Origin of the sequence: Bacillus multifaciens (assembly GCF_030756675.1) — a bacterium.
Taxonomy (GTDB): Bacteria; Bacillota; Bacilli; order Bacillales; family Bacillaceae_G; genus Bacillus_A; species Bacillus_A multifaciens.
In genome coordinates this window covers 118,154-139,264 of sequence record NZ_JAVBXD010000002.1, presented here as the reverse complement: position 1 = coordinate 139,264, position 21,111 = coordinate 118,154, and the positions used below count along the sequence as shown (strand labels likewise).

Here is a 21,111-nt window from a genome sequence, read left to right as displayed (position 1 = left end):
CTTTCCAGTAAAAACAGATGAGGTGTAGAGATGAACGGATACGTATATTTAGTTGGTGCAGGACCTGGTGATGAAGGGCTTATTACAAAAAAAGCAATCGAGTGCTTACAAAAGGCAGATATCGTTTTATATGACCGCTTATTGAATCAAAATTTACTTCGCTATACAAAGTCAACATGCGAACTTGTCTATTGCGGAAAAATGCCAACAAATCATGTGATGCGCCAAGAAATGATTAACACGCATTTACTTCAATTTGCCAAAGAAGGTAAGACTGTTGTCCGCTTAAAAGGAGGAGATCCCTCTATATTTGGCCGAGTTGGTGAAGAAGCAGCCGCTTTAGCGGCAGAAAACATTCCCTATGAGATTGTACCAGGTATTACATCTAGCATCGCCGCAAGCGCGTATGCCGGCATCCCTCTCACTCATCGCGATTACAGTAATAGCGTGACATTACTAACTGGTCATACAAAAGGGCCGATTCAGGATCATGTCAACTACAACTCACTTTTAAATAGCGATACTGTCGCTTTTTACATGGGTATTAAAAACTTACCGACCATTTGCGAAAATTTACTGCAAACTGGAAAGAAAAAAGATACACCAGTAGCAGTCATCGAATGGGGCACAACCGGAAGACAGCGAGTTGTTACAGGTACGCTCTCCACAATTGTTGATAGCGTCAAAAAGGAACACATTTCAAATCCTTCCATGACAATTGTTGGGGATGTCGTATCCTTACGTGAACAAATTGCTTGGAAAGAACATAAGCCATTACACGGAAAAAAAGTTTTGCTCGCCTCTTCATCAAATAAACCAAGTAAAGCAGAGCAAAAATTACAAGAAGCCGGAGCAGAAACTTATCAAATTCCAACTTTCAAAAAACGAGATTACACATTAACACAGGAACAACTCCGCGAAATATTTGATGCAAAGCGTCTCGTTTTCTGTTCAGCCGAAAGCGTAGCAATCTTGTTACAATCATGCGCACAGCATCGAAAAGATATCCGTTCCTTACAAGGAGTTCTTCAGCATATGAATCATGCTGCCGAGGAAGCACTTATGAAATACGGACTCTTCAGTGAACAAGCAAGGTTTTCTACAAAACCAACTGTATATCTAGGACGAAATATAAATCGAATTGCTATTATTCAAGAAAAAATCGGCCCTGGTTCTTATATAATGACACATGAATATCAAATCGATCATCGTTTTGATGAAATTCATACCCGTATGCTCTCTGAATTCACATGGGATAGCATTGTATTTGAAGGACGCGCCGCAATTGATGCATTTATAGCAGAAGTTAAACGCCTTGGTTTCATGCATATTGTCAATTTACCATTCTCGTATACAGATGAACTAACTTTACAGTACGCAAATAAAGTCGGATTCCAAAACATCGATTATGAATTACAAGCAATTTTTAACGAGAAAGAAGTGACGGCATGGTGAAAGGAATTGTTTATATCGGGCACGGCAGTCGACTACAAGAAGGCAATGAGCAATTCATCCACTTTGTCCAGTCCGTTATAAAAGAGCGAAGTGAATGCATTCAAAAAATCGGCTTTCTTGAACTCACAACACCAACTGTCCAAGATGCAATTACAGAAGCGATTTTAGATGGAGCAACTGAAGTTTTACTTGTCCCTGTTTTATTATTTGCAGCGGCTCATTATAAACGTGACGTTCCTTTCGAAATTGAGCAAATGAAAAAACGCTATCCGCATATTACATTTTCAGTTGTACCACCTTTTAGTACACACCCGCTCATGATCGAACTTGTAATCAAAAGAATACGTGAAGCCACACCTATACAAGGCAGTGAAATTCTACTCGTCGGCCGAGGTAGTAGTGATCCTCAGCCTATACATGAATTGCAGCAAATCGGAGCAGCAGTTGAGCGGAAAATCGGCATACCAGTTTCCTGCTCTTTTTTAACAAAAGGATCACCTTCTTTTACCGAAGAACTTAATCGTATAGCAGCAGCGACCCAACACGTATATGTTACGCCATACCTTCTCTTTACCGGATTATTGCTTCGGAAAATTGAGCGCCATGCACACACATACACGAACGTGACAACATGTAACTGCCTTCAATTTGATCCCTATATGAAGTTCGCATTACTAGAACGAATGGAGGAATATGTACATGTGTAACTTATATCCCCTTATATGTAATCTACAAGGCAAGCGTGTTGTCATTATCGGAGGCGGCAAAATTGCATACCGAAAAGCGTGCGGATTACAGGATACAGGAGCCCTTGTCACCGTTGTGAGTCCGGACATTTGCGAGGAAATGAAGAAACTCTCCTATATTACATGGAAACAAAAAACATTTACAGATGAAGACATAAAAGATGCGCATCTCATTTATGCCGCAACAAATCATCACGATGTAAATATGAGGGTCAAACAAGCAGCGCATGATTTTCAGTGGGTTAATATCGTAAGTGACGGCACACAATCATCTTTTCACACACCTGCCGTTATTCGAAATAATGAGTATATTGTAAGTATATCTACCTCAGGTAAACATCCAGCATTTGCAAAACAATTGAAACAAGAACTAACAACTGTTCTTGCGCAACTTATAGAGTGAGACATCCATCAGAGGTTACAAGCCCTTATAGACAATAAAACACCGATTCTGATTTCATTCATCTTTAAACTATGATTTTCGGTCAAACTAAAGGCCATCTTTATTCAGTATGTCTCTGAATAAAGATGGCCTTTAAATGCTTTTTCCTCACTAATAACTACTTATAAAACGATATGCTTCACATTCTCAATTGGTTGTCCGAACCATTTTGAAGCAATTTCTTTAAACACATCAATTTCCCCTGTCGTTAAGAAAAGATGATCACTTTGCTCCTCTATATCATATAACATCTTACTATGATACAAAATCGTACTTACTTCACGAGCTGTTTCATCACCTGAACTAATCAACTGTACAGAATCACCCATAACCCGCCCAATAACTGGTCCTAAAATCGGATAATGCGTACATCCTAAAATTAATGTATCAATTTCCGTTTTCTTCAACGGTTGTAATGTTTCTCTTACCACTTCGTATGCCATTTCACTCTCAAAGTTCCCACTCTCTACAAGCTCAACAAACGGCGGGCAAGCTAAACTCTCTACTAATACGCGGTTGTTAATCGATTTTAACGCGTATTCGTATGCACCGCTTTTCACTGTTCCAATCGTTCCAATTACACCCACATGGTACGTATTTGTCACTTTTAGTGCAGTACGCGCACCTGGATGAATAACACCCACAACTGGAATTGGTAATTTCTTTTGCATTTCTTCAAGTACAACTGCCGTCGCTGTATTACAAGCAATTACAAGCATCTTAATATCCTGCGCTAGTAAATGCTCTGTCATTTCCCATGTAAATTGTATTACTTCTTCACGAGATCGCGGACCATACGGGCAACGTGCTGTATCTCCTAAATATATAATTCGCTCTTTCGGTAATTGCCGAATTAATTCTTTCGCTACTGTTAAACCACCAACACCTGAATCAATTACACCAATCGCTCTATTCAAAACAATCGCCCCGTTTTCTCTTTCATAATCTAACTGTACATTTCCAAACAGTGTACTCATTCATAGAATAATAGAAGGTTCACCTTATGTACATGAATAGACCTTTTCATTTTCCTCCTTTTCCTAGTAATTTGCAAGATACAAAAATAACCGGCTTTTCTTCACACGAAAGCCGGCTTCATCCTTTATAGTTCAAGCTCTCCCATACGAAGGAGCTCGACAACTGCTTGTGAGCGTCCCTTAACTCCTAGCTTTTGCATTGCATTTGAAATATGGTTACGTACGGTCTTTTCACTAATGAAAAGTTCACTTGCAATTTCTTTTGTTGTTTTATCTTGAACGAGTAACTCAAACACTTCTCTTTCTCTTTTTGTGAGCAACGGTTTAGATTGATATTCTTTTTCCTTCAATTGGTATAACCCTCCTTGCTTAAGCCAGAGCTGTATGTGTGTAAGTTGGGTGTTTATTTAGTCAAGATATTGTATGAATAGAAGCAAGGCGTGGTGAATACAAATAAGCAGAAATTGCATGTATTTATAAAAAATTATTTTCACTTCCAGAAGCATCGTCCGCTCATGCATGATAATGCAGTCATTTTCTCCCTAAAAGCGCATTATAATTCGATAGTTCCTGTTCATCGCTACATGAAAAATGATGAACCATGAAAAGGAGAGGCGTTCATGACAGAAAAAAGATTGTGTAAATCTTCAACAGATAAAGTATTTCTCGGCGTATGCGGTGGTTTAGGAGAATATTTCGGTGTGAGCACAAGTATGATTCGCATTCTTTGGCTAATTGCTATCTTATGTTTCGGAACAGGTTTTTTAGCTTATTTCATTCTTATGTTGCTCATGCCAAGTTTTTATGAATAAAGGCACCGTTTTCCGCGGTGCCTTTTCTATATTTTAATTTCCTTTCTCCAAATTGTTTTTTGTATTGACAAAGAAAAAGAAGTGTAACTACAATAGTTACATATAGTTGTAATTAAACTAATTACAATACATTCACTGATAAATACACTTTTATATAAAACAAAGTACAAAGGAGAATGAGCATGAAACTTGCAGTAGTAGGCGCAACTGGTAATATCGGAAAACAAATCATTGTGGAAGCTTTAACACGCGGGCACGAAGTAACGGCAATTGTGCGTGATGCATCTCGCGTAGAAACAACACATGAAAATTTACATGTTGTAACAGGTGATATCTTCCATGCAAACAGCATTGCAAAAGAAGCAGCAAATCATGACGTATTAATTAGTGCATTTGGTCCTAAACATGGTGAAGAGGAGAAACTTGTAGAAGCAACACATTCTTTATTACAAGCAACAAGACAAGCTGGCGTCTCTCGTCTTATATCAGTTGGAGGTGCAGGTAGTTTAGAAGTAGCCCCTGGCTTACAAGTTGTAGATACATCAGACTTCCCTGCAGAGTGGAAGCCAATTGCATTAGCGCACCGCGATGCATTAGAATTATATAAACAATCTGATTTTAACTGGACAAATTTAAGTCCTGCTGCAATGATCGAACCAGGGGAACGCACAAGCAAATATGTAACAGGAACAGATCAGTTATTAACAGATGAAAATGGTGAAAGCCGCGTTTCCATTCCAAACTACACTGTTGCTTTATTAGACGAAGTGGAAACTCCTCAATTCCTACGCCAACGCTTCACAGTACGTAACGCTTAATGAAAAAGAACCTAGCCTTACATGATAGAAGGCTAGGTTCTTTTATTGTTTTATTTTTTCTTCTAAATTCGTAACCAACTGTTTTACTTTTACATTTGCAAGTACATTTTCCATCGCTTCCTGCGCTTGCAATAATATAATTTCTAACACATTTTGAATGTTTGCCCCAACTGGACATTGTACGTTTGGATTATCGTGAAAAGAAAATAAATGTCCTTCTTCCACAACCTCAACCGCTTTGTATACATCAAGCAACGTCACTTCATCTAAATCCCGAGCTAAAGAAGTGCCGCCTTTTCCAGCTTGTACATCAACAAGCCCTGCTTTTTTTAGCATTCCTGTAATTCGGCGAATAACGACTGGGTTTGTATTGACACTACCAGCAATCCATTCAGACGTACAGCGCGAAGTTTTATCAACTGCTAGCAATGTTAACATATGAACAGCCACCGTAAAACGACTACTAATCCCCACTTGTATTCCCCTCCTTTATACCATTCTCTATCATTCATAAAAAATAACATACCTTTTATTATATACCACTTTCTTTCGTTATATAAAGTGAAACTTCCATCAGTAGATAAAATAAAAGCATTCTAAATACAGAGAATAAATCCTGATTTACTTATGAAAGAATCAGGATTTTTCCAAATTAATGACGCTTTATAAATTTAGCAAGATCTTTAAACTTCACTTTATCGGAATAGCTCATAACACCGTTTACGTAAATGCGACTTGTAATAAAGTTTAAAAGGAAGATTGTCGCAAGTAATAACGATAAAGCAACGGTAATTTCTAAAGTGCCAGCTTCTCCAGCTACAACCCGTGAAAATGTAACCATCGGTGTAAAGAAAGGAATATATGAACTAATCACAACAATTGTACTATTTGGGTCTGATAATGATTTCATGCTTATGAAAAACGCTGCTATAATTAAAATTGCAACTGGAAATGATACTGATTGTAAGTCTTCTGTTTTTGATACAACAGCTCCAGCTGCCGCATACATCATCGCATATAATAAATAGCCCGTAATGAAAAATACAATAAACAGACCAATAACTTTTGCATCTAACTTCGCAAAATCAATCGGAAGACCAAATAAAGACGCATTATCTAAATCTATCCATCCAATTAAAACCGGAACAAGAAAACCACATGCAAGGATAGCAATTTGCAGTAACGCTGTTGTAACAACAGCAAGAATTTTAGCGTACATCATATACAGTGGTTTCACTTTCGAAAGCATAATCTCCATAACACGAGAAGATTTTTCTGATGCGATATTCATCGCAATTGTATTTCCAAACGCCATGATAAACATATATAGTACAAATATAAACGCATATGCAATACCGAAAGAGGAAGCACGGTCTTTTATCGCTTCTTCTTTCACCGAAATATCTGTTTGTAACTGCTGTGCTACATCAGACGACACCTTATGATTCGAAAGAATCACTTGTGTATATTGCTGTTTTAAATAGTTCGCTATAATAGTAGATGTTTCTTTACTTGGAAAACCATTGTACATATAGGTTACTTCGGGTACTCCATTTTTTTCTGTAACGTAAAAGAGACCATCTAACTCCCCTGCTTCAACTTGCTTATGAACTTTTTCTAACTGTTCTTTCTTTTCTACTTGTATTTGGGCTGATGGAAGAATTTTATTTAACATCTCTTCTTGCACCATATATGCCGAACTATCCATTACGATTGCCAACTTATCTTTGTCTTTGTTTTTGTCTTTATCATCAGTAAAGTGATTAAAAGCAAAAACTCCAAATACTACTAAAAATAAAATACCACTTGTAATTAGTGACTTTTTAGAAAGAAATGATTCTCTAAAATAAAACGAAAACACATGAAAAAATTTACGCATTCTTATTTCGCCCTTTCTACAAAGATTTCATTTAAGGTCGGTTCTAGCATTTTAAACTGACGTAAATGCACACCTTGCTCTTGTAATTTTTGTAAGATTGATAGGGCCTCTGTATCTTCCTGAACTTTCATATAAAGATAACCAAGACGTTTTTCATACCCAATCTGTAATGTTTGCAATGCTCTTTCATTTTCTTCGTTATCTTCAATTGTTAAGTTTCGAAATCCGTATTCTTTTTTTATATCACTTAAATGACCCTCTACAACCGCTTCGCCTTGTTTCAAAATACACACATGCTGACAAAACGATTCAACTTGTTCCATACGATGACTTGATAAAACAATGGTTTTCCCTCTTTGAATTTGTTCTTCAATAATATTTGCTAACATTTCAGCATTTACGGGATCCAACCCGCTGAACGGTTCATCTAAAATAAGTAACTTTGGGTCATGTAGAAGCGCTGCAATCAATTGGATTTTTTGTTGATTCCCTTTCGATAATTCCCCTGCAACTTTATACTTATATTCAGGGATCGCTAATCTTCCTAACCAAAAATCAATGGCTGCATCTACTTCTTTTTTTGTCATTCCTTCTAATCTTCCAAAATAGCGAAGTTGATCAATTACTCGACTTTTCGTATACAAACCTCTCTCTTCAGGAAGATAACCAATTGTTACACCACTCTCTGAAATCTCCTTCTTATCCCACGTAATACTGCCTCCATTTGGCGTTAATAAGCTTAACAGCATTTTAATGGTCGTTGTTTTTCCTGCACCGTTTCGTCCTAGCAGTCCTAATACTTCACCTTTCGGCAGAGTAAGATTTAGATGATTCACTGCAACGTTTTCACCAAACTGCTTGGTTAATTGTTGAATCTGCAATGTCATACTTTTCTCTCCTTAAGTTTTATAAATTTAATAACATGGTTCATCACCAAAAGACGTGGGTGACATATAGATGTACACTTCACTCCGAGTGAACGCTTTCCGCGGGCGTGAGCGAGCCTCCTCGCCAAGCCTGCGGGTCTCACTTTCCTCGCTATTCCCACAGGAGTCGCCACTCACAGTGAAGTATATTAAAAATGATTCATTTTCAAAAAATCAATCCCGTGTTACGGTTATGAACTAATAATATGCAAAATACGTATATTTTTACCATATTTTATTATAACATTGCGCACACTAATTTATATACGTATATCAATATGTAAAATTACATTTATTTATTCTGTTATTACATTATCGTGATATAATTAATAAGTAAAAATATATATTTTTTAGGAGGACACTATGAAAAAGAGAACATTTACAACACTGTTATCTGTTGCATTGTTATCTACAACTTTAACAGCATGCAACACGACAGCAGAACAGACATCAGCAAAAGCAAAAGAAGAAAAAGTCCAACTAACAGATCAACAATTGATGGCTGACTTATGGTATCAGACATCTGGTGAAGCAAAGGCATTATACTACCAAGGCTACAACATCGGTACACAAAAGCTGGATGCAGCTCTTGCTAAGGGGACAAGCAAGAAACCAGCTATCGTTCTAGACTTAGACGAAACTGTTGTTGATAACAGCCCACACCAAGCAATGTCTGTGAAAACAGGAAAAGGCTATCCTTATAAGTGGGATGACTGGATTAATAAAGCAGAAGCAGAAGCTCTTCCTGGTGCAATTGACTTCTTAAAACATGCAGAATCAAAAGGTGTAGATATTTACTACATTTCAAACCGTAAAACGAATCAATTAGATGCAACGATTAAAAATTTAGAACGCATCGGTGCTCCGCAAGCAACGAAAGAACACATTTTACTACAAGAACCGAAAGAAAAAGGAAAAGAAAAACGTCGTGAACTCGTTTCACAAACGCATGATATCGTCTTATTATTTGGTGATAATTTATCAGACTTCATTGGTTTTGATGGATTATCGACGCAAGATCGTAATAAGAAAGTAGAAGAGTTAAAAGCACAATTTGGCGAGAAATTTATCGTTTTCCCAAATCCTATGTATGGTGACTGGGAAGGTTCTTTATATAACTATAATTTTAAAAAATCTGATGCAGAAAAAGATAAAATTCGCAAAGACAACTTAAAATCATTTGAAGATAAAAAATAAAGGGTGGCACAATGCCACCCTTTATTTTTTATCTTTTATAAGCGGTAAAATAAACACTTCTACCCGTCTATTTTTCGCTTTTCCTTCCGGAGTGTCATTCGATGCAATAGGACGATACTCTCCATAACCAATTGCACTAAATTTTTGCGGAAGTAATTGGTTGTTTTTGAGCAGTGCTTGCATAAAATTAACGGCACGCTGCGTACTTAACTCCCAGTTAGAAGCAAAATTCGCATTCGAGATTGGAACATTATCCGTATGTCCTGATACAGTAATTTCTCGAGGAGATGCTGCAACTAATAATGAGGACATCTCTTGCGCCATATTCAGCGACTCTAACTTCACAGTAGCTTGTCCAGAGTCAAAAAGTGCGTTATCTCGAATTGTTACCATTAATCCACGTTCTGTGAGCTCTGTATTAAATGAAGATTGAAGTCCCTTTTCTTCAATGTATTTATCAATATTTTTTTGTACTTCTTTTAATTCATTCATTTCCTGCTGCTTTACTTCCGCTTCTGCTTGTTGTTTGATTTTTTCAGACTCAGGACGTTTTTCAGATAAATCTTTTTCAGCTTTTGGTTTTTGATCACTTAGAAACTCTTTCTTACCCGTTCCGCCTGAAAGTTCATCTTTAAAGGCAACAGCCATTTGTTTAAACTTTGCTGCATCAATGCTGCTCATTGCAAATAAAACAATAAATAGTGCAAATAACAAAGTCAACATATCTGCATATGGAATTAACCAAGTTTCATCGATATGCTCTTCATGCTTTTTCTCCTTTTTCTTTCTTCTACTCATCTTTTTCCGCTCCCTGTTCTAGCTTTTTACGCTCAGTTTCAGAGAGTGCACCTAAAATACGGTTCTTCATAACAAACGGATAAGTGCCAGTTTGAAGCATCAATAAACATTCGATCATTAAACGTTTCTTTTCAATTTCTTGTGCAGACTTTTGTTTTAATTTGTTTGCAAATGGATGCCACAAAACATACCCAGAGAAAATACCAAAAATTGTTGCAATAAATGCACCAGAAATCGCATGACCTAATTTATCAATATCTGATAAATTCCCAAGTGCAGCTACAAGACCAATTACAGCCCCTAAAACACCAAGTGTCGGTGCATATGTACCAGCTTGTGAGAAAATGCTAGCTCCTTTTCTATGTCGCTCTTCTATTGCTTCAATTTCCGACTCTAATATTTGTTCAAGATCCTCTGATGCTACACCATCAATTACAAATTTCAAACCCCTCATCAGAAATTCATCTTCCACTTTATCCAATTGCTGTTCTAAAGATAAAATACCATACTTTCTACTTTCTGACGTCCAACGAACAAATAAATCTAACATTTCTTCATACGTCATTTCTTTTTTGTTCCTACCAAAAATAACTTTGAGTAACTTAGGAATTCTTTTTAATTGATTTATCGGAAAAGCAATACAAATTGCTGCAGTTGTCCCAATAAATATAATTGTAAATGCTGCCGGATTTAATAAAGCGCTAAGAGCAGCCCCCTTTAAAAACATCCCTACTACAACAGCAATTATCCCAAGAATAATCCCAATAATCGTTGTTAAATCCATCTTTGTTCCCTCCTAAATCGTTCGATACAATTAAAAATTTAAACGAAACTTAATTGTTATATCCTTTTATATATATATTACATAAAAAATAGCAATTGGGGAAGATTATTATTGTATCAATTAAAAAAACAGCATAAAAAATCGACTTTTTTTTACAATTTTTTTTCATTTTCATTACGTCACCACTCTTTTGTTCCTTTTTATATAAGATAGATTTATAATGTAAAAAGATATTTAAGTACGAGCATATTAGAAAGGAATACATCGGTCAAAAATGATAAAAAAAAGAATTATAAAAAGAACCCTTTTAATTTCAATTGTTATTCTCATTGTTGTTTCTTTAATAAATTTTCTGTCCAAACCCGTAATAAATAACCAAGCAGAAGCCGTTGAAGCAGTTGAAACAAAAAAGCATACTGAGCATCCAAAAGAAGAGATTCCTCCGTTCCCAAAAGCCAGTGCAACAGCAAAACAATCAGATGATCAATATAGTCTTGTTAATAATCCTGATTCGTTACTCGTGGTAGTCAACAAACATAGAAAACTACCAGATTCTTATACACCAAGTGATTTAACAAAACCAAATGTTCCGTTTTCAAACCCCAAAGATAAAGAAAAAACATTGCTTCGTAAGCCCGCAGCGGATGCTCTAGAAACAATGTTTGAAACAGCAAAAAAACAAGGTTTTGAACTTACAGCAGTATCTGGATTCCGCTCTTATAAACGACAACAGTCCTTACACAACACGTACGTAAACCGTCAAGGTAAAGAAGTTGCTGATACATTAAGTGCCGTTCCTGGGACAAGCGAGCATCAAACAGGACTTGCTATGGATATTAGTTCTGATTCGGCAAATTTCCAATTGGAGCCTGTATTCGGAGAAACAGCTGAAGGAAAATGGGTAGCAGAGCATGCTCACGAATTTGGATTTATTATCCGTTATCCGAAAGATAAAACAAACATTACAGAATATGCTTATGAGCCATGGCATCTTCGTTTTGTCGGCAATCCGCATGCTACGTATTTATATACGCATCACCTGACATTAGAAGAAGCAACGGAAGACAAAAAATAAGAGAGTTCTACACTCTCTTATTTTTTTAATCTAATAACCTTTTTTTCCATTCTACTGACCAAGGTACTCCTTTTCCGTTTTTTTTAGAAGCCTGTACCATCGCACCTCGTCCCACTAAACAAATCTCTCCCGCCTCATTTTTCACCATATAGTGTAAATCTAAAGATGAGTTTCCGATATTTTCCGCTTTTACATAAACTTTTAAGTTCTCGTCAAAGAACACCTGCTTCAAAAAATTACACTGTAAATCCGCTACTACAATCATCGTTTCTGATGATTCATGCACCCATTCTTGCATAAAACCAAGTTCTTTAAAAAATTCAATACGAGCTAATTCAAAATAAGTAAACGCAACACAGTTATTCATATGCCCAAACATATCCGTTTCGCTAAAACGAACCTTTACAGGAATGTAGAATGAAAATGCACTCTCCCACTCTTCAAAGTGTTCAATATAATGAATCCGCTTCACAAACATCCAACTCCTTCTCGTATACTCCCCTTTAATATTATTTAATTTTTCGGAATTTTAAAACCGAAATGTATCACTGTGTAAAACAAACCATAACCTTCACTCATTTCACCTCTCTGTTTCACCATCGCCCATGAAAAAAAGGAACTGATTACTTCTATGCATGGTCAGGATCTCTCGCTAACCCTAAAAAAAGGGGATTTTATGCTGTACTTCAAAATGGATTTATATATAACTCCATTTTGATTTTCTAACATATAAATTGCTGCTATGCAAAGAAAAAGGTGACATGCACTCGTTTTGTCCTTTTGTTTAAACTTCGCACGTGGCAGTAAAGGGCCCTGACCGCTTCTACGCATGGCCGGTCGCTCTCGCCCATCTAAAAAGAAAAGGGTTTTTATGTAAGTAGTTCAATTTGCATTTATACACCTACAAAAATTGCCTCTTCAAAACTGAAGAGGCAATTTAAATTAATAGTTATTGTCACTACCAAAGAAATCTTTAAAGGATTGAATCGTTGTATCACGGTTTAATGCAGCAATCGATGTCGTTAATGGAATTCCTTTTGGACAAGATTGTACACAGTTTTGTGAGTTACCGCAGTTTGCAAGTCCTCCATCACCCATGATCGCACGTAAACGATCCGCTTTATGCATTTCACCCGTTGGATGCGCATTAAATAAACGCGCTTGTGAAAGCGGTGCTGGACCGATAAAGTCAGATTTGCTGTTTACGTTTGGACATGACTCTAAACATACACCACAAGTCATACATTTAGATAATTCATATGCCCACTGACGTTTCTTCTCTGGCATTCTAGGCCCTGGACCTAAGTCATACGTACCATCAATTGGAATCCATGCTTTTACACGCTTTAACGCGTTAAACATACGACTACGGTCTACTTGCAAGTCACGAATAACCGGGAATGTTTTCATCGGTTTTAAGCGAATTGGTTGTTCTAGTTTATCAATAAGAGCTGTACATGATTGACGTGGTTTTCCGTTGATTACCATCGAACATGCACCGCATACTTCTTCTAAACAGTTCATATCCCAAGCAATAGGTGTTGTCTTATTCCCTTTCACATCAACAGGATTACGACGAATTTCCATTAATGCCGAAATAATATTCATATTTGGGCGATATGGAATTTCAAACTCTTGATCATACTCCTGTGAGTTTGGGCCGTCCTGTCTTGTAATAATAAGGCGGATTGTTTTCTCAGACATGTTGCTTATCCCCCTTCTCTTCTCCCTTAGCAGCTACTTCATGTTTTGAAGAGTAATCGCGCTTACGTGGTTGGATTAATGAAATATCAACGTCTTCGTAATGGAATGCTGGTGCATTTCCTGCTCCTTCAAACTTCGCCATTGTTGTTTTTAAGAAGTTCTCATCATCACGATCTGGGAATTCTGGTTTATAATGTGCACCGCGACTTTCATTACGGTTATACGCACCAATTGTAATAACACGAGCCAATTCAAGCATATTTGCCAGTTGACGTGTAAACGAAGCACCTTGGTTGCTCCATTTCGCTGTATCGTTAATGTTAATGCGTTTATAACGCTCCATTAACTCTACGATTTTCGCATCTGTTTCTAATAATTTTTTATTTTCACGAACTACTGTTACGTTATCTGTCATCCATTCTCCAAGCTCTTTATGAAGAACATATGCATTTTCATTACCATCTAGCGTTAAAATGTTGTTGAATTTTTCTGTTTCAATTAATTCATTTTGCTCATATACAGAAGATGAAACAGAATCTGATGATTTTGAAAGACCTTTCATATATTCAATTGCATTTGGTCCCGCTACCATACCACCGTAAATCGCTGATAATAATGAGTTAGCACCTAGTCGGTTACCACCGTGCATAGAGTAATCACACTCACCTGCCGCAAACAATCCTGGGATACTTGTCATTTGCTTATAGTCAACCCATAGTCCACCCATTGAGTAGTGAACTGCTGGGAAGATTTTCATCGGTAGTTTACGAGGATCATCACCTGTGAACTTTTCATAGATTTCAATAATTCCACCAAGCTTAATATCAAGCTCTTTCGGATCTTTATGAGAAAGATCTAGATATACCATATTTTCACCGTTAATACCCAGCTTTTGTTCTACGCAAACATCGAAAATTTCACGCGTTGCAATATCACGAGGTACAAGGTTTCCGTATGCAGGATATTTCTCTTCTAAGAAATACCATGGTTTTCCGTCTTTATACGTCCAAACACGGCCGCCTTCACCACGTGCAGATTCACTCATAAGGCGTAATTTATCATCGCCTGGAATTGCTGTTGGGTGAATTTGGATGAACTCACCGTTTGCATAATATGCACCTTGTTGATATACAGCAGATGCTGCCGTACCTGTATTAATAATAGAGTTAGTAGATTTTCCAAAGATGATACCAGGGCCCCCTGTTGCCATAATTACAGCATCAGCTGGAAAACTTTTAATCTCCATAGATTGTAAATCTTGTGCTACGATTCCGCGGCATACGCCTTCGTCATCTACAACAGCGCGCAAGAAATCCCAGCCCTCATATTTCGTAACAAGACCTGCTACTTCATGACGGCGTACTTGCTCATCTAACGCATATAATAATTGCTGTCCTGTTGTTGCACCAGCGAATGCTGTGCGGTGATGCTGGGTTCCACCGAAACGGCGGAAGTCTAGTAATCCCTCTTCCGTACGGTTAAACATAACACCCATGCGATCCATTAAGTGAATAATACCAGGTGCTGCATCGCACATCGCTTTTACAGGAGGTTGGTTCGCTAAGAAGTCCCCTCCATAAATTGTATCGTCAAAGTGGATCCATGGAGAATCCCCTTCACCTTTTGTATTTACAGCACCGTTAATGCCGCCTTGAGCGCATACAGAGTGAGAACGTTTCACTGGTACTAAAGAAAATAGTTCTACATTCACGCCTGCTTCCGCTGCTTTAATCGTTGCCATTAAGCCGGCTAATCCACCGCCAACTACGATAAGTTTCCCTTTCATGCTCTCCCACTCCTTACAAGTTTGCTAGATTCGGATTAATGAACGCAAATAACGCGCTCACTCCTACGTATGATAATGCTAAGAAAATTGCTAATGTTACATACGTAGAAATACGCTGTGAACGTGGTGATACTGTGATACCCCAGCTAATAAAGAATGTCCATAATCCATTTGCAAAGTGGAAAATAGCTGATACAACCCCAACTAAATAGAAGCCAAACATAAATGGATTGTTTAAAATATTTGCCATCATATCATAGTTTACCGTTTGTCCGAGCGCAGCTTGAATGCGAGTTTCCCAAATATGCCATGATAGGAATATAAGTGTAATTACTCCAGTGAATCGTTGCAGAACGAACATCCAGTTGCGGAAATAGCCGTAAGATGTTGCATTGTTCTTTGCTGTAAATGCGATATATAAACCGTATACAGCATGGTACAAAATCGGTAAGAAAATCACAAAAATTTCTAATGCGTACCGAAATGGAAGCATTTCCATAAAATGAGCAGCACTGTTAAAAGCCTCTGCTCCTCTTGTTGCAAAATTGTTAATTACTAAATGTTGCGTCATAAAGACGCCAATTGGAATGACACCCAGTAACGAGTGCCACTTGCGAAATGTATACTCGCGGCCTTTCATGTCCCCATTACCCCCTTGAATGTTTGACTGATGTTTGTCGCATTACTTTATAGCAATAGCATTTTACCACTATTGTTATAAGAAAAACTGAAAAAATTATTCGCAATATTTCAGCATAATTTGATAACATGTTCATTTTACTCCTATTTTTGTCGAAGCGTCAAGAAAACGTATACATAATCAGTATATAATTTTTATATTCTTTTTCATTCTCTACATCAGATTTTTTCCAAAGAAATAGCTGTGTTTATATATATAAAATGGTATATAATATTGGCAGTATAGAAAGTGGGGAATATTGTGAGTACAAAAAAAATTGAGAGCGAATCTTTACAAAATATTTCAATCAATGCGTTTGCCTATGAATTGCTTCGTGAAGAATTACTTCCTGATTTAATAGGGAAAGAACTAGATGCCGTTTTATATTGGGCCGGCAGAAATTTAGCACGAAAATACCCGTTAGAAACAATTGATGAGATCATCCAATTTTTCACAACAGCTGGTTGGGGCGACTTAACAATCATTGAACATAAACGTCGTGAAATGCAATTCAAACTAACAGGTGCTCTTATTGAAGAACGTGAGCAACAAAAAAGACATTCTTCTTACCAATTAGAAGCTGGTTTTATCGCTGAACAAATTCAAAAGCAACGCAGTGTAATTGCGGAATCTTACGAAGAACAGAAAAAGCGCTCTAGCTCTGTTACATTTCTTGTGCAATGGGATGTAAAAGATCCTGTCGAAGTATAATGCACATTCATCGGTCAACTAGACATGACGTCCAGTTGACTTTTTTTATTCCTCTATTTGCGTGCGATGGAAGTTTTACTTTCTTTATAATATAAACAGTCACTTTCTATTATTTGTGACATTCTTGGATTACAAAAAAAGAAGACATTGCCAATTACAATGTCTTCCCTGTTAAATACGTATGAATAGTTTCGGCTATTTTTTGCGGCATTCCAGCTCCTATAATGTCTGCAACAGACGCTTCTTTCATTTTCTTAAGAGAGCCAAAATGTTTTAAAAGTGTTTTCTTTCGTTTTTCTCCGACTCCTGGTATATCATCCAATGCCGATTGAATGACAGATTTCCCATGAATTTGACGATGAAATGTAATCGCAAAGCGGTGCACTTCGTCTTGAATACGCTGTAATAAATAAAATTCTTGACTGTTACGCTCTAATAAAACTGGTTCCGGCGGTTCACCGATTATTAAATGTGACGTGCGATGTTTATCATCTTTCACGAGCCCAGCTGTTGGAATAGAAAGACCGAGTTCATTTTCTAACACATCACATACTGCAGCAAGATGACCTTTCCCACCATCAATTACAATTAAATCTGGAAGTGGTAAGTTTTCTTTTAAAACACGTGTATAACGACGGCGCACAACTTCACGCATCGATTCATAATCATCAGGTCCTTGCACCGTTTTAATTTTATATTTACGGTACTCTTTTTTTGCAGGTTTTCCATCGTTAAATACAATCATCGCAGAAACCGGATTTGTCCCTTGAATGTTTGAATTATCAAATGCTTCAATTCTATGCGGTGTTTCTATCCCTAGCTGTTCTCCTAATTTTTCGACCGCCTTAATTGAACGTTCTTCGTCGCGTTCAATTAAATAAAATTTTTCATGCAGTGCAATTGTAGCATTCTTACTCGCTAAGTCGACAAGTTCCTTTTTCTTGCCCCGTTTTGGCTGCGTTGCTTCTATGTCTAAAAACTTTCCAATCAATTCATGATCAATGCTGCTCGGTACAACAATTTCTTTCGGTTTAACGTGATTATTTTGTTCATAAAATTGCCCGATAAACGTTAGAAATCCTTCTTCTGGATCATCATAAATCGGAAACATCGAAACATCTCGTTCAATTAACTTTCCTTTTCGAACGAAAAATACTTGCACGCACATCCACCCTTTATCGACCGCATAACCAAACACATCGCGGTCGACTAAGTCGCTCATAATCATCTTTTGCTTTTCCATAATCGCGTCCATATGAGCAATTTGATCTCGTAATTCTTTCGCTCGTTCAAACTCTAATTTTTCCGATGCTTCATACATTTTCGCTTCCAATTCCGAACGAATTTCTTTATGTCCACCATTTAAAAACTTAATGATTCCATCGACAATTTCTTTATTTTGTTCATCTGTTACCTCTTGTACACAAGGTGCTAAGCATTGTCCCATATGATAATATAAACAAACTTTATCTGGTATATTTGTACATTTCCGAAGCGGATACATGCGATCTAACAACTTTTTCGTTTCATGAGCTGACTGCGAATTTGGATACGGACCAAAATATTTCCCTTTATCCTTTTTCACATTTCTCGTAATAAGCAAACGCGGCTGTTTTTCAGCCGTAATTTTAATAAATGGATATGTTTTATCATCTTTTAATTGGATGTTATATTTTGGATCATATTTTTTAATTAAATTTAATTCTAGAATGAGGGCCTCTAAATTCGAGGAGGTGACAATATATTCGAAATCAACAATTTCTCCAACAAGACGGAGCGTCTTTCCATCGTGTGAACCAGTAAAATATGAGCGCACACGATTTTTTAACACTTTCGCTTTTCCAACGTAAATAACTGTACCTTGTTTGTCTTTCATTAAATAACAACCAGGCTGATCTGGTAAAATTGCTAATTTTTCTTTTAAATGATCATGCACGCTACTTCCCCTTTCTTACTTCTTCCACTCGTATAAAATTATTTTATTATAAACAGGATCAAATAACGGGTTAGAACGAAAGACGGCCACTTCTTCTACCTGTCCTTTTATATCGATCCCTTGTTTTTGAAACCCTTCAACTAAATGATTCGTAACGTATATTGTATCATCCTTATGATATTTTTTATCTTGTAAAAAATAGTCATATGTGTAAAAACGTTTATGTTCATATGGCACATGTAAATATTCCATAACACGCGTCTCTTCCCATGTATATACGATGAACGGCTGCTGTTTTTCTTGTAAATACGACGCCAACTGATACGTTGCAGGTACAACTTCTTTTTGTTCTTGCATAAGCGGTATACTAACAACAAGTTGCAACGTTGCAAATAACAGCAATAAAATCCCGCTATGTCTTTTTAACCATGAAATAGCAAGTACGAAAAGCACTATTGCTACAATTGGATAAGAATGACGCGGTTTATCAATATTTTGTCCAAGTAAATTCCAAAGAAAATATACACTGCCAAGCGCAATAAATAATTTTGGATAGCAACGTATGTTCTTCCATTGTAGAACAAAAAGAAGTAAAAAGAAAAGAAAGAAACCTACAAGAACGTACGAATGAACACCGATTCCTGCAAATACAATATTCTCGGAAAGCAAACGAAATAGACGTGATATAAGCGGTTCACTCGTTTCTGTAACCGCACCGCCCCATTCTGTAAAATGCCCTTCTACAAACCCGAACGAAATTTTCCATAATCCCGCCAAACCGCCGATATTCCAAATAAGTGCTCCGATCCACACAATTTGCGAAAGAACAGCCGTGCAGCATATGATAATAAACCGCCATTTTTCTTCATGCCACTGCTGCCACATTAATACAATAAGCGCTATTCCAAACGGTGCATAGGATACGCGTATTCCCATCAATACCGCGAAGAAAATAACCGGCCAAAATTGAGCTCGAAATTCATTCGTCCGAAATGCTCGATCTACACTCCACATATACCACCATAGCACTGCTAATGCTGCTCCTTCTGACATTGGGTGCGTTACTAAAACGGAAAAATAGCCGCTCGTTTGCAGTGTAGCTACAACAATAAGGGCACTCGTTTTACTTACATAACGACGTGCAATCCAATACATTGGAAAAGCCGCAGTAAGTGCCATAACCGCATTAAAAATCCCTAACGATTGCACAGGACTTTCTATAAAAAGATGCGTCACCATTCCCCCTAAAATAAAAAACGGATAACCCGGGAAATGAGGTTGCATCGCTAATATGTCATATTGCTTTAACGCAAGCGAAAAGTCTACTTCATCCCACGTTGCAGCAAACGGACTTGCATAAAAAAAGCGAATAACAATCGCACTCGAAAACAGAAGAATTGCCCATATACGTAATACTCGTTTCATCTCATTTCCTTTCTTCAAAAAAAGTACAAGGAATATTCCTTGTACTTTTAACTTACTGATTTATTTGCTTCGACTACTGTTCCCTTTTTTTTAACAGGCTTTTTAAAGACAATTAACATATAAAGGACAACAAAATAACCGATATATGCAAGGATTTCTTCAATTGATGGCATCGAAGAATATCCTAAAAATGCTTTTAAGAAAATACCGACATCACCGGAAAGAAGCGGTGCAGTACCATGATCACGCAAGTAATGATCATAATCAATCGGATGCTCTGGAAGCAACCACGTAATATCGTATACGTGCGGCATCACACTACCAAGTATTTTTAAATCTTGTAGCATGGAAATACCTTGTACAAGAAGTCCCGCTGCAATGAAGACAATAAATACTCCCGTTACTCTAAAGAATACTTTTAGTGAAATACGCATCGTTCCTTTAAAGAAAAAGTAGCTGACAAGGGCTGCAACAAGAACTCCTGTAATCGCTCCCCAGCCTTGCATTGCGGCTTCAATATTTCCACCTGTAATTGCTGCAAAGAAGAACACTGTTTCAACGCCTTCTCGCAGCACAACAAGAAAGGAGTGTACGACCATTCCAATTACGTTTCCAGTCGTAATATAATGACTCATTTTACTTTCCATGTTGCCTTTTATATTTTTGCTATGTTCTGCCATCCAAAATACCATTTGTGTAAGCAAAATAACGGAAATGAACATAATCGATATCTTTAAATACATCTCACTTCCCATTGCGGCAAAGCCAGTAAACACAACTTGGAAGACAAGAGCAACAATATAACTTGCCACAACTGCAAGACCTGCTCCTAACCAAGCGTATTTCACAAACTGCTTATTATCCGTACGCTTTAAATACGTAGTAATAATCCCAACAATGAGCAATGCTTCTAATACTTCACGGAATGTAATAAGAAATGCTTGCAATTGCATCGCTCTTC

22 protein-coding genes are annotated in these 21,111 nt (G+C 37.2%); 8 read left to right on the top strand and 14 right to left on the bottom strand.

The annotated features are described in order from the left end of the window. The first annotated feature begins 30 nt into the window (after nucleotides 1-30). Genes Q9306_RS02430 through Q9306_RS02420 form a run of 3 tightly spaced genes read left to right on the top strand, consistent with a single transcriptional unit; the run spans nucleotide 31 to nucleotide 2,604 of the window. Nucleotides 31-1,455: a uroporphyrin-III C-methyltransferase gene (locus tag Q9306_RS02430; RefSeq protein ID WP_306194911.1), complete on the top strand. Its 1,425-nt coding sequence runs from the start codon at nucleotides 31-33 to the stop codon at nucleotides 1,453-1,455. Further along, nucleotides 1,452-2,162 carry a sirohydrochlorin chelatase gene (locus Q9306_RS02425; protein WP_306195167.1) on the top strand — a complete coding sequence of 237 codons (711 nt, stop codon included), beginning with the start codon at nucleotides 1,452-1,454 and terminating at the stop codon, nucleotides 2,160-2,162. The genes Q9306_RS02430 and Q9306_RS02425 overlap by 4 nt, the downstream gene beginning before the upstream one ends. Next, entirely contained in the window at nucleotides 2,155-2,604 is a 450-nt protein-coding gene (locus Q9306_RS02420; RefSeq protein WP_306194909.1) for a precorrin-2 dehydrogenase, read from the top strand. The genes Q9306_RS02425 and Q9306_RS02420 overlap by 8 nt, the downstream gene beginning before the upstream one ends. 161 nt (nucleotides 2,605-2,765) lie before the next feature. Here the strand turns inward: Q9306_RS02420 and racE are convergent, their stop codons facing one another. Together racE and gerE are read right to left on the bottom strand one after the other, a co-directional pair. After that, nucleotides 2,766-3,566 carry a glutamate racemase gene (gene racE / locus Q9306_RS02415; protein WP_098914370.1) on the bottom strand — a complete coding sequence of 267 codons (801 nt, stop codon included), beginning with the start codon at nucleotides 3,564-3,566 and terminating at the stop codon, nucleotides 2,766-2,768. 179 nt (nucleotides 3,567-3,745) lie between these two features. After that, nucleotides 3,746-3,970 (bottom strand): spore germination transcription factor GerE, encoded by a 225-nt coding sequence (gerE, locus tag Q9306_RS02410; protein ID WP_020060005.1) that lies wholly within the window; start codon nucleotides 3,968-3,970, stop codon nucleotides 3,746-3,748. Between the two features lie 270 nt (nucleotides 3,971-4,240). On the opposite strand from gerE, the gene Q9306_RS02405 reads away from it, so the two are divergent. Continuing rightward, nucleotides 4,241-4,432 carry a PspC domain-containing protein gene (locus Q9306_RS02405; RefSeq protein WP_306194904.1) on the top strand — a complete coding sequence of 64 codons (192 nt, stop codon included), beginning with the start codon at nucleotides 4,241-4,243 and terminating at the stop codon, nucleotides 4,430-4,432. 182 nt (nucleotides 4,433-4,614) lie between these two features. Then, entirely contained in the window at nucleotides 4,615-5,250 is a 636-nt protein-coding gene (locus tag Q9306_RS02400; RefSeq protein ID WP_306194903.1) for an NAD(P)-dependent oxidoreductase, read from the top strand. Nucleotides 5,251-5,292: 42 nt separating this feature from the next. Here the strand turns inward: Q9306_RS02400 and Q9306_RS02395 are convergent, their stop codons facing one another. The 3 genes from Q9306_RS02395 to Q9306_RS02385 form a co-directional block, all read right to left on the bottom strand. Continuing rightward, complete coding sequence (locus Q9306_RS02395; RefSeq protein ID WP_090919615.1) at nucleotides 5,293-5,724, bottom strand: Rrf2 family transcriptional regulator; 432 nt, start codon at nucleotides 5,722-5,724, stop codon at nucleotides 5,293-5,295. 178 nt (nucleotides 5,725-5,902) lie between these two features. Further along, a complete protein-coding gene (locus Q9306_RS02390; protein ID WP_306194900.1) occupies nucleotides 5,903-7,129 on the bottom strand; it encodes an ABC transporter permease in 1,227 nt (408 codons plus the stop codon). A gap of 2 nt (nucleotides 7,130-7,131) precedes the next feature. Then, nucleotides 7,132-8,016: an ABC transporter ATP-binding protein gene (locus Q9306_RS02385; RefSeq protein ID WP_306194898.1), complete on the bottom strand. Its 885-nt coding sequence runs from the start codon at nucleotides 8,014-8,016 to the stop codon at nucleotides 7,132-7,134. 402 nt (nucleotides 8,017-8,418) lie between these two features. Between Q9306_RS02385 and Q9306_RS02380 the strand changes: the two genes are divergently transcribed. After that, the gene (locus tag Q9306_RS02380) at nucleotides 8,419-9,252 is read left to right on the top strand and encodes a 5'-nucleotidase, lipoprotein e(P4) family (RefSeq protein WP_306194896.1); all 834 of its coding nucleotides are present in this window, start codon (nucleotides 8,419-8,421) and stop codon (nucleotides 9,250-9,252) included. Nucleotides 9,253-9,273: 21 nt separating this feature from the next. Here Q9306_RS02380 and motB read toward each other — a convergent pair whose 3' ends face one another. Next, nucleotides 9,274-10,050, bottom strand: a complete 777-nt coding sequence (motB, locus tag Q9306_RS02375; protein WP_306194894.1) for a flagellar motor protein MotB — start codon at nucleotides 10,048-10,050, stop codon at nucleotides 9,274-9,276. Then, nucleotides 10,043-10,834: a flagellar motor stator protein MotA gene (motA, locus tag Q9306_RS02370; protein WP_306194891.1), complete on the bottom strand. Its 792-nt coding sequence runs from the start codon at nucleotides 10,832-10,834 to the stop codon at nucleotides 10,043-10,045. The genes motB and motA overlap by 8 nt, the downstream gene beginning before the upstream one ends. A gap of 274 nt (nucleotides 10,835-11,108) precedes the next feature. On the opposite strand from motA, the gene Q9306_RS02365 reads away from it, so the two are divergent. Further along, entirely contained in the window at nucleotides 11,109-11,909 is an 801-nt protein-coding gene (locus Q9306_RS02365; RefSeq protein ID WP_371932297.1) for a M15 family metallopeptidase, read from the top strand. Nucleotides 11,910-11,934: 25 nt separating this feature from the next. Here Q9306_RS02365 and Q9306_RS02360 read toward each other — a convergent pair whose 3' ends face one another. The 4 genes from Q9306_RS02360 to Q9306_RS02345 all read right to left on the bottom strand — a co-directional run bounded on the left by Q9306_RS02360 (nucleotide 11,935) and on the right by Q9306_RS02345 (nucleotide 16,039). Further along, on the bottom strand, nucleotides 11,935-12,381 hold the full coding sequence (locus Q9306_RS02360; protein ID WP_306194889.1) for an acyl-CoA thioesterase: 447 nt from the start codon (nucleotides 12,379-12,381) through the stop codon (nucleotides 11,935-11,937). A 470-nt stretch (nucleotides 12,382-12,851) separates the two neighbouring features. Then, nucleotides 12,852-13,613: a succinate dehydrogenase iron-sulfur subunit gene (sdhB, locus tag Q9306_RS02355; protein ID WP_306194887.1), complete on the bottom strand. Its 762-nt coding sequence runs from the start codon at nucleotides 13,611-13,613 to the stop codon at nucleotides 12,852-12,854. Then, nucleotides 13,606-15,399 carry a succinate dehydrogenase flavoprotein subunit gene (gene sdhA / locus Q9306_RS02350; protein WP_306194885.1) on the bottom strand — a complete coding sequence of 598 codons (1,794 nt, stop codon included), beginning with the start codon at nucleotides 15,397-15,399 and terminating at the stop codon, nucleotides 13,606-13,608. Before sdhA ends, sdhB begins: the two co-directional genes overlap by 8 nt. Nucleotides 15,400-15,412: 13 nt before the next feature. Beyond that, nucleotides 15,413-16,039, bottom strand: coding sequence for a succinate dehydrogenase cytochrome b558 subunit (locus Q9306_RS02345; protein WP_306194882.1), 627 nt, complete (start codon nucleotides 16,037-16,039; stop codon nucleotides 15,413-15,415). Nucleotides 16,040-16,339: 300 nt separating this feature from the next. Between Q9306_RS02345 and Q9306_RS02340 the strand changes: the two genes are divergently transcribed. Then, on the top strand, nucleotides 16,340-16,789 hold the full coding sequence (locus tag Q9306_RS02340) for a YslB family protein (RefSeq protein WP_306194880.1): 450 nt from the start codon (nucleotides 16,340-16,342) through the stop codon (nucleotides 16,787-16,789). Between the two features lie 154 nt (nucleotides 16,790-16,943). Here the strand turns inward: Q9306_RS02340 and uvrC are convergent, their stop codons facing one another. The 3 genes from uvrC to Q9306_RS02325 are packed head-to-tail and all read right to left on the bottom strand — an operon-like array spanning nucleotide 16,944 to nucleotide 21,103. Further along, the gene (uvrC, locus tag Q9306_RS02335) at nucleotides 16,944-18,725 is read right to left on the bottom strand and encodes an excinuclease ABC subunit UvrC (protein ID WP_306194878.1); all 1,782 of its coding nucleotides are present in this window, start codon (nucleotides 18,723-18,725) and stop codon (nucleotides 16,944-16,946) included. A 15-nt stretch (nucleotides 18,726-18,740) separates the two neighbouring features. Continuing rightward, on the bottom strand, nucleotides 18,741-20,150 hold the full coding sequence (locus tag Q9306_RS02330; RefSeq protein WP_306194876.1) for a glycosyltransferase family 39 protein: 1,410 nt from the start codon (nucleotides 20,148-20,150) through the stop codon (nucleotides 18,741-18,743). A gap of 47 nt (nucleotides 20,151-20,197) precedes the next feature. Further along, nucleotides 20,198-21,103: an FTR1 family iron permease gene (locus Q9306_RS02325; RefSeq protein ID WP_306194874.1), complete on the bottom strand. Its 906-nt coding sequence runs from the start codon at nucleotides 21,101-21,103 to the stop codon at nucleotides 20,198-20,200. Between the last annotated feature and the right edge of the window lie 8 nt (nucleotides 21,104-21,111).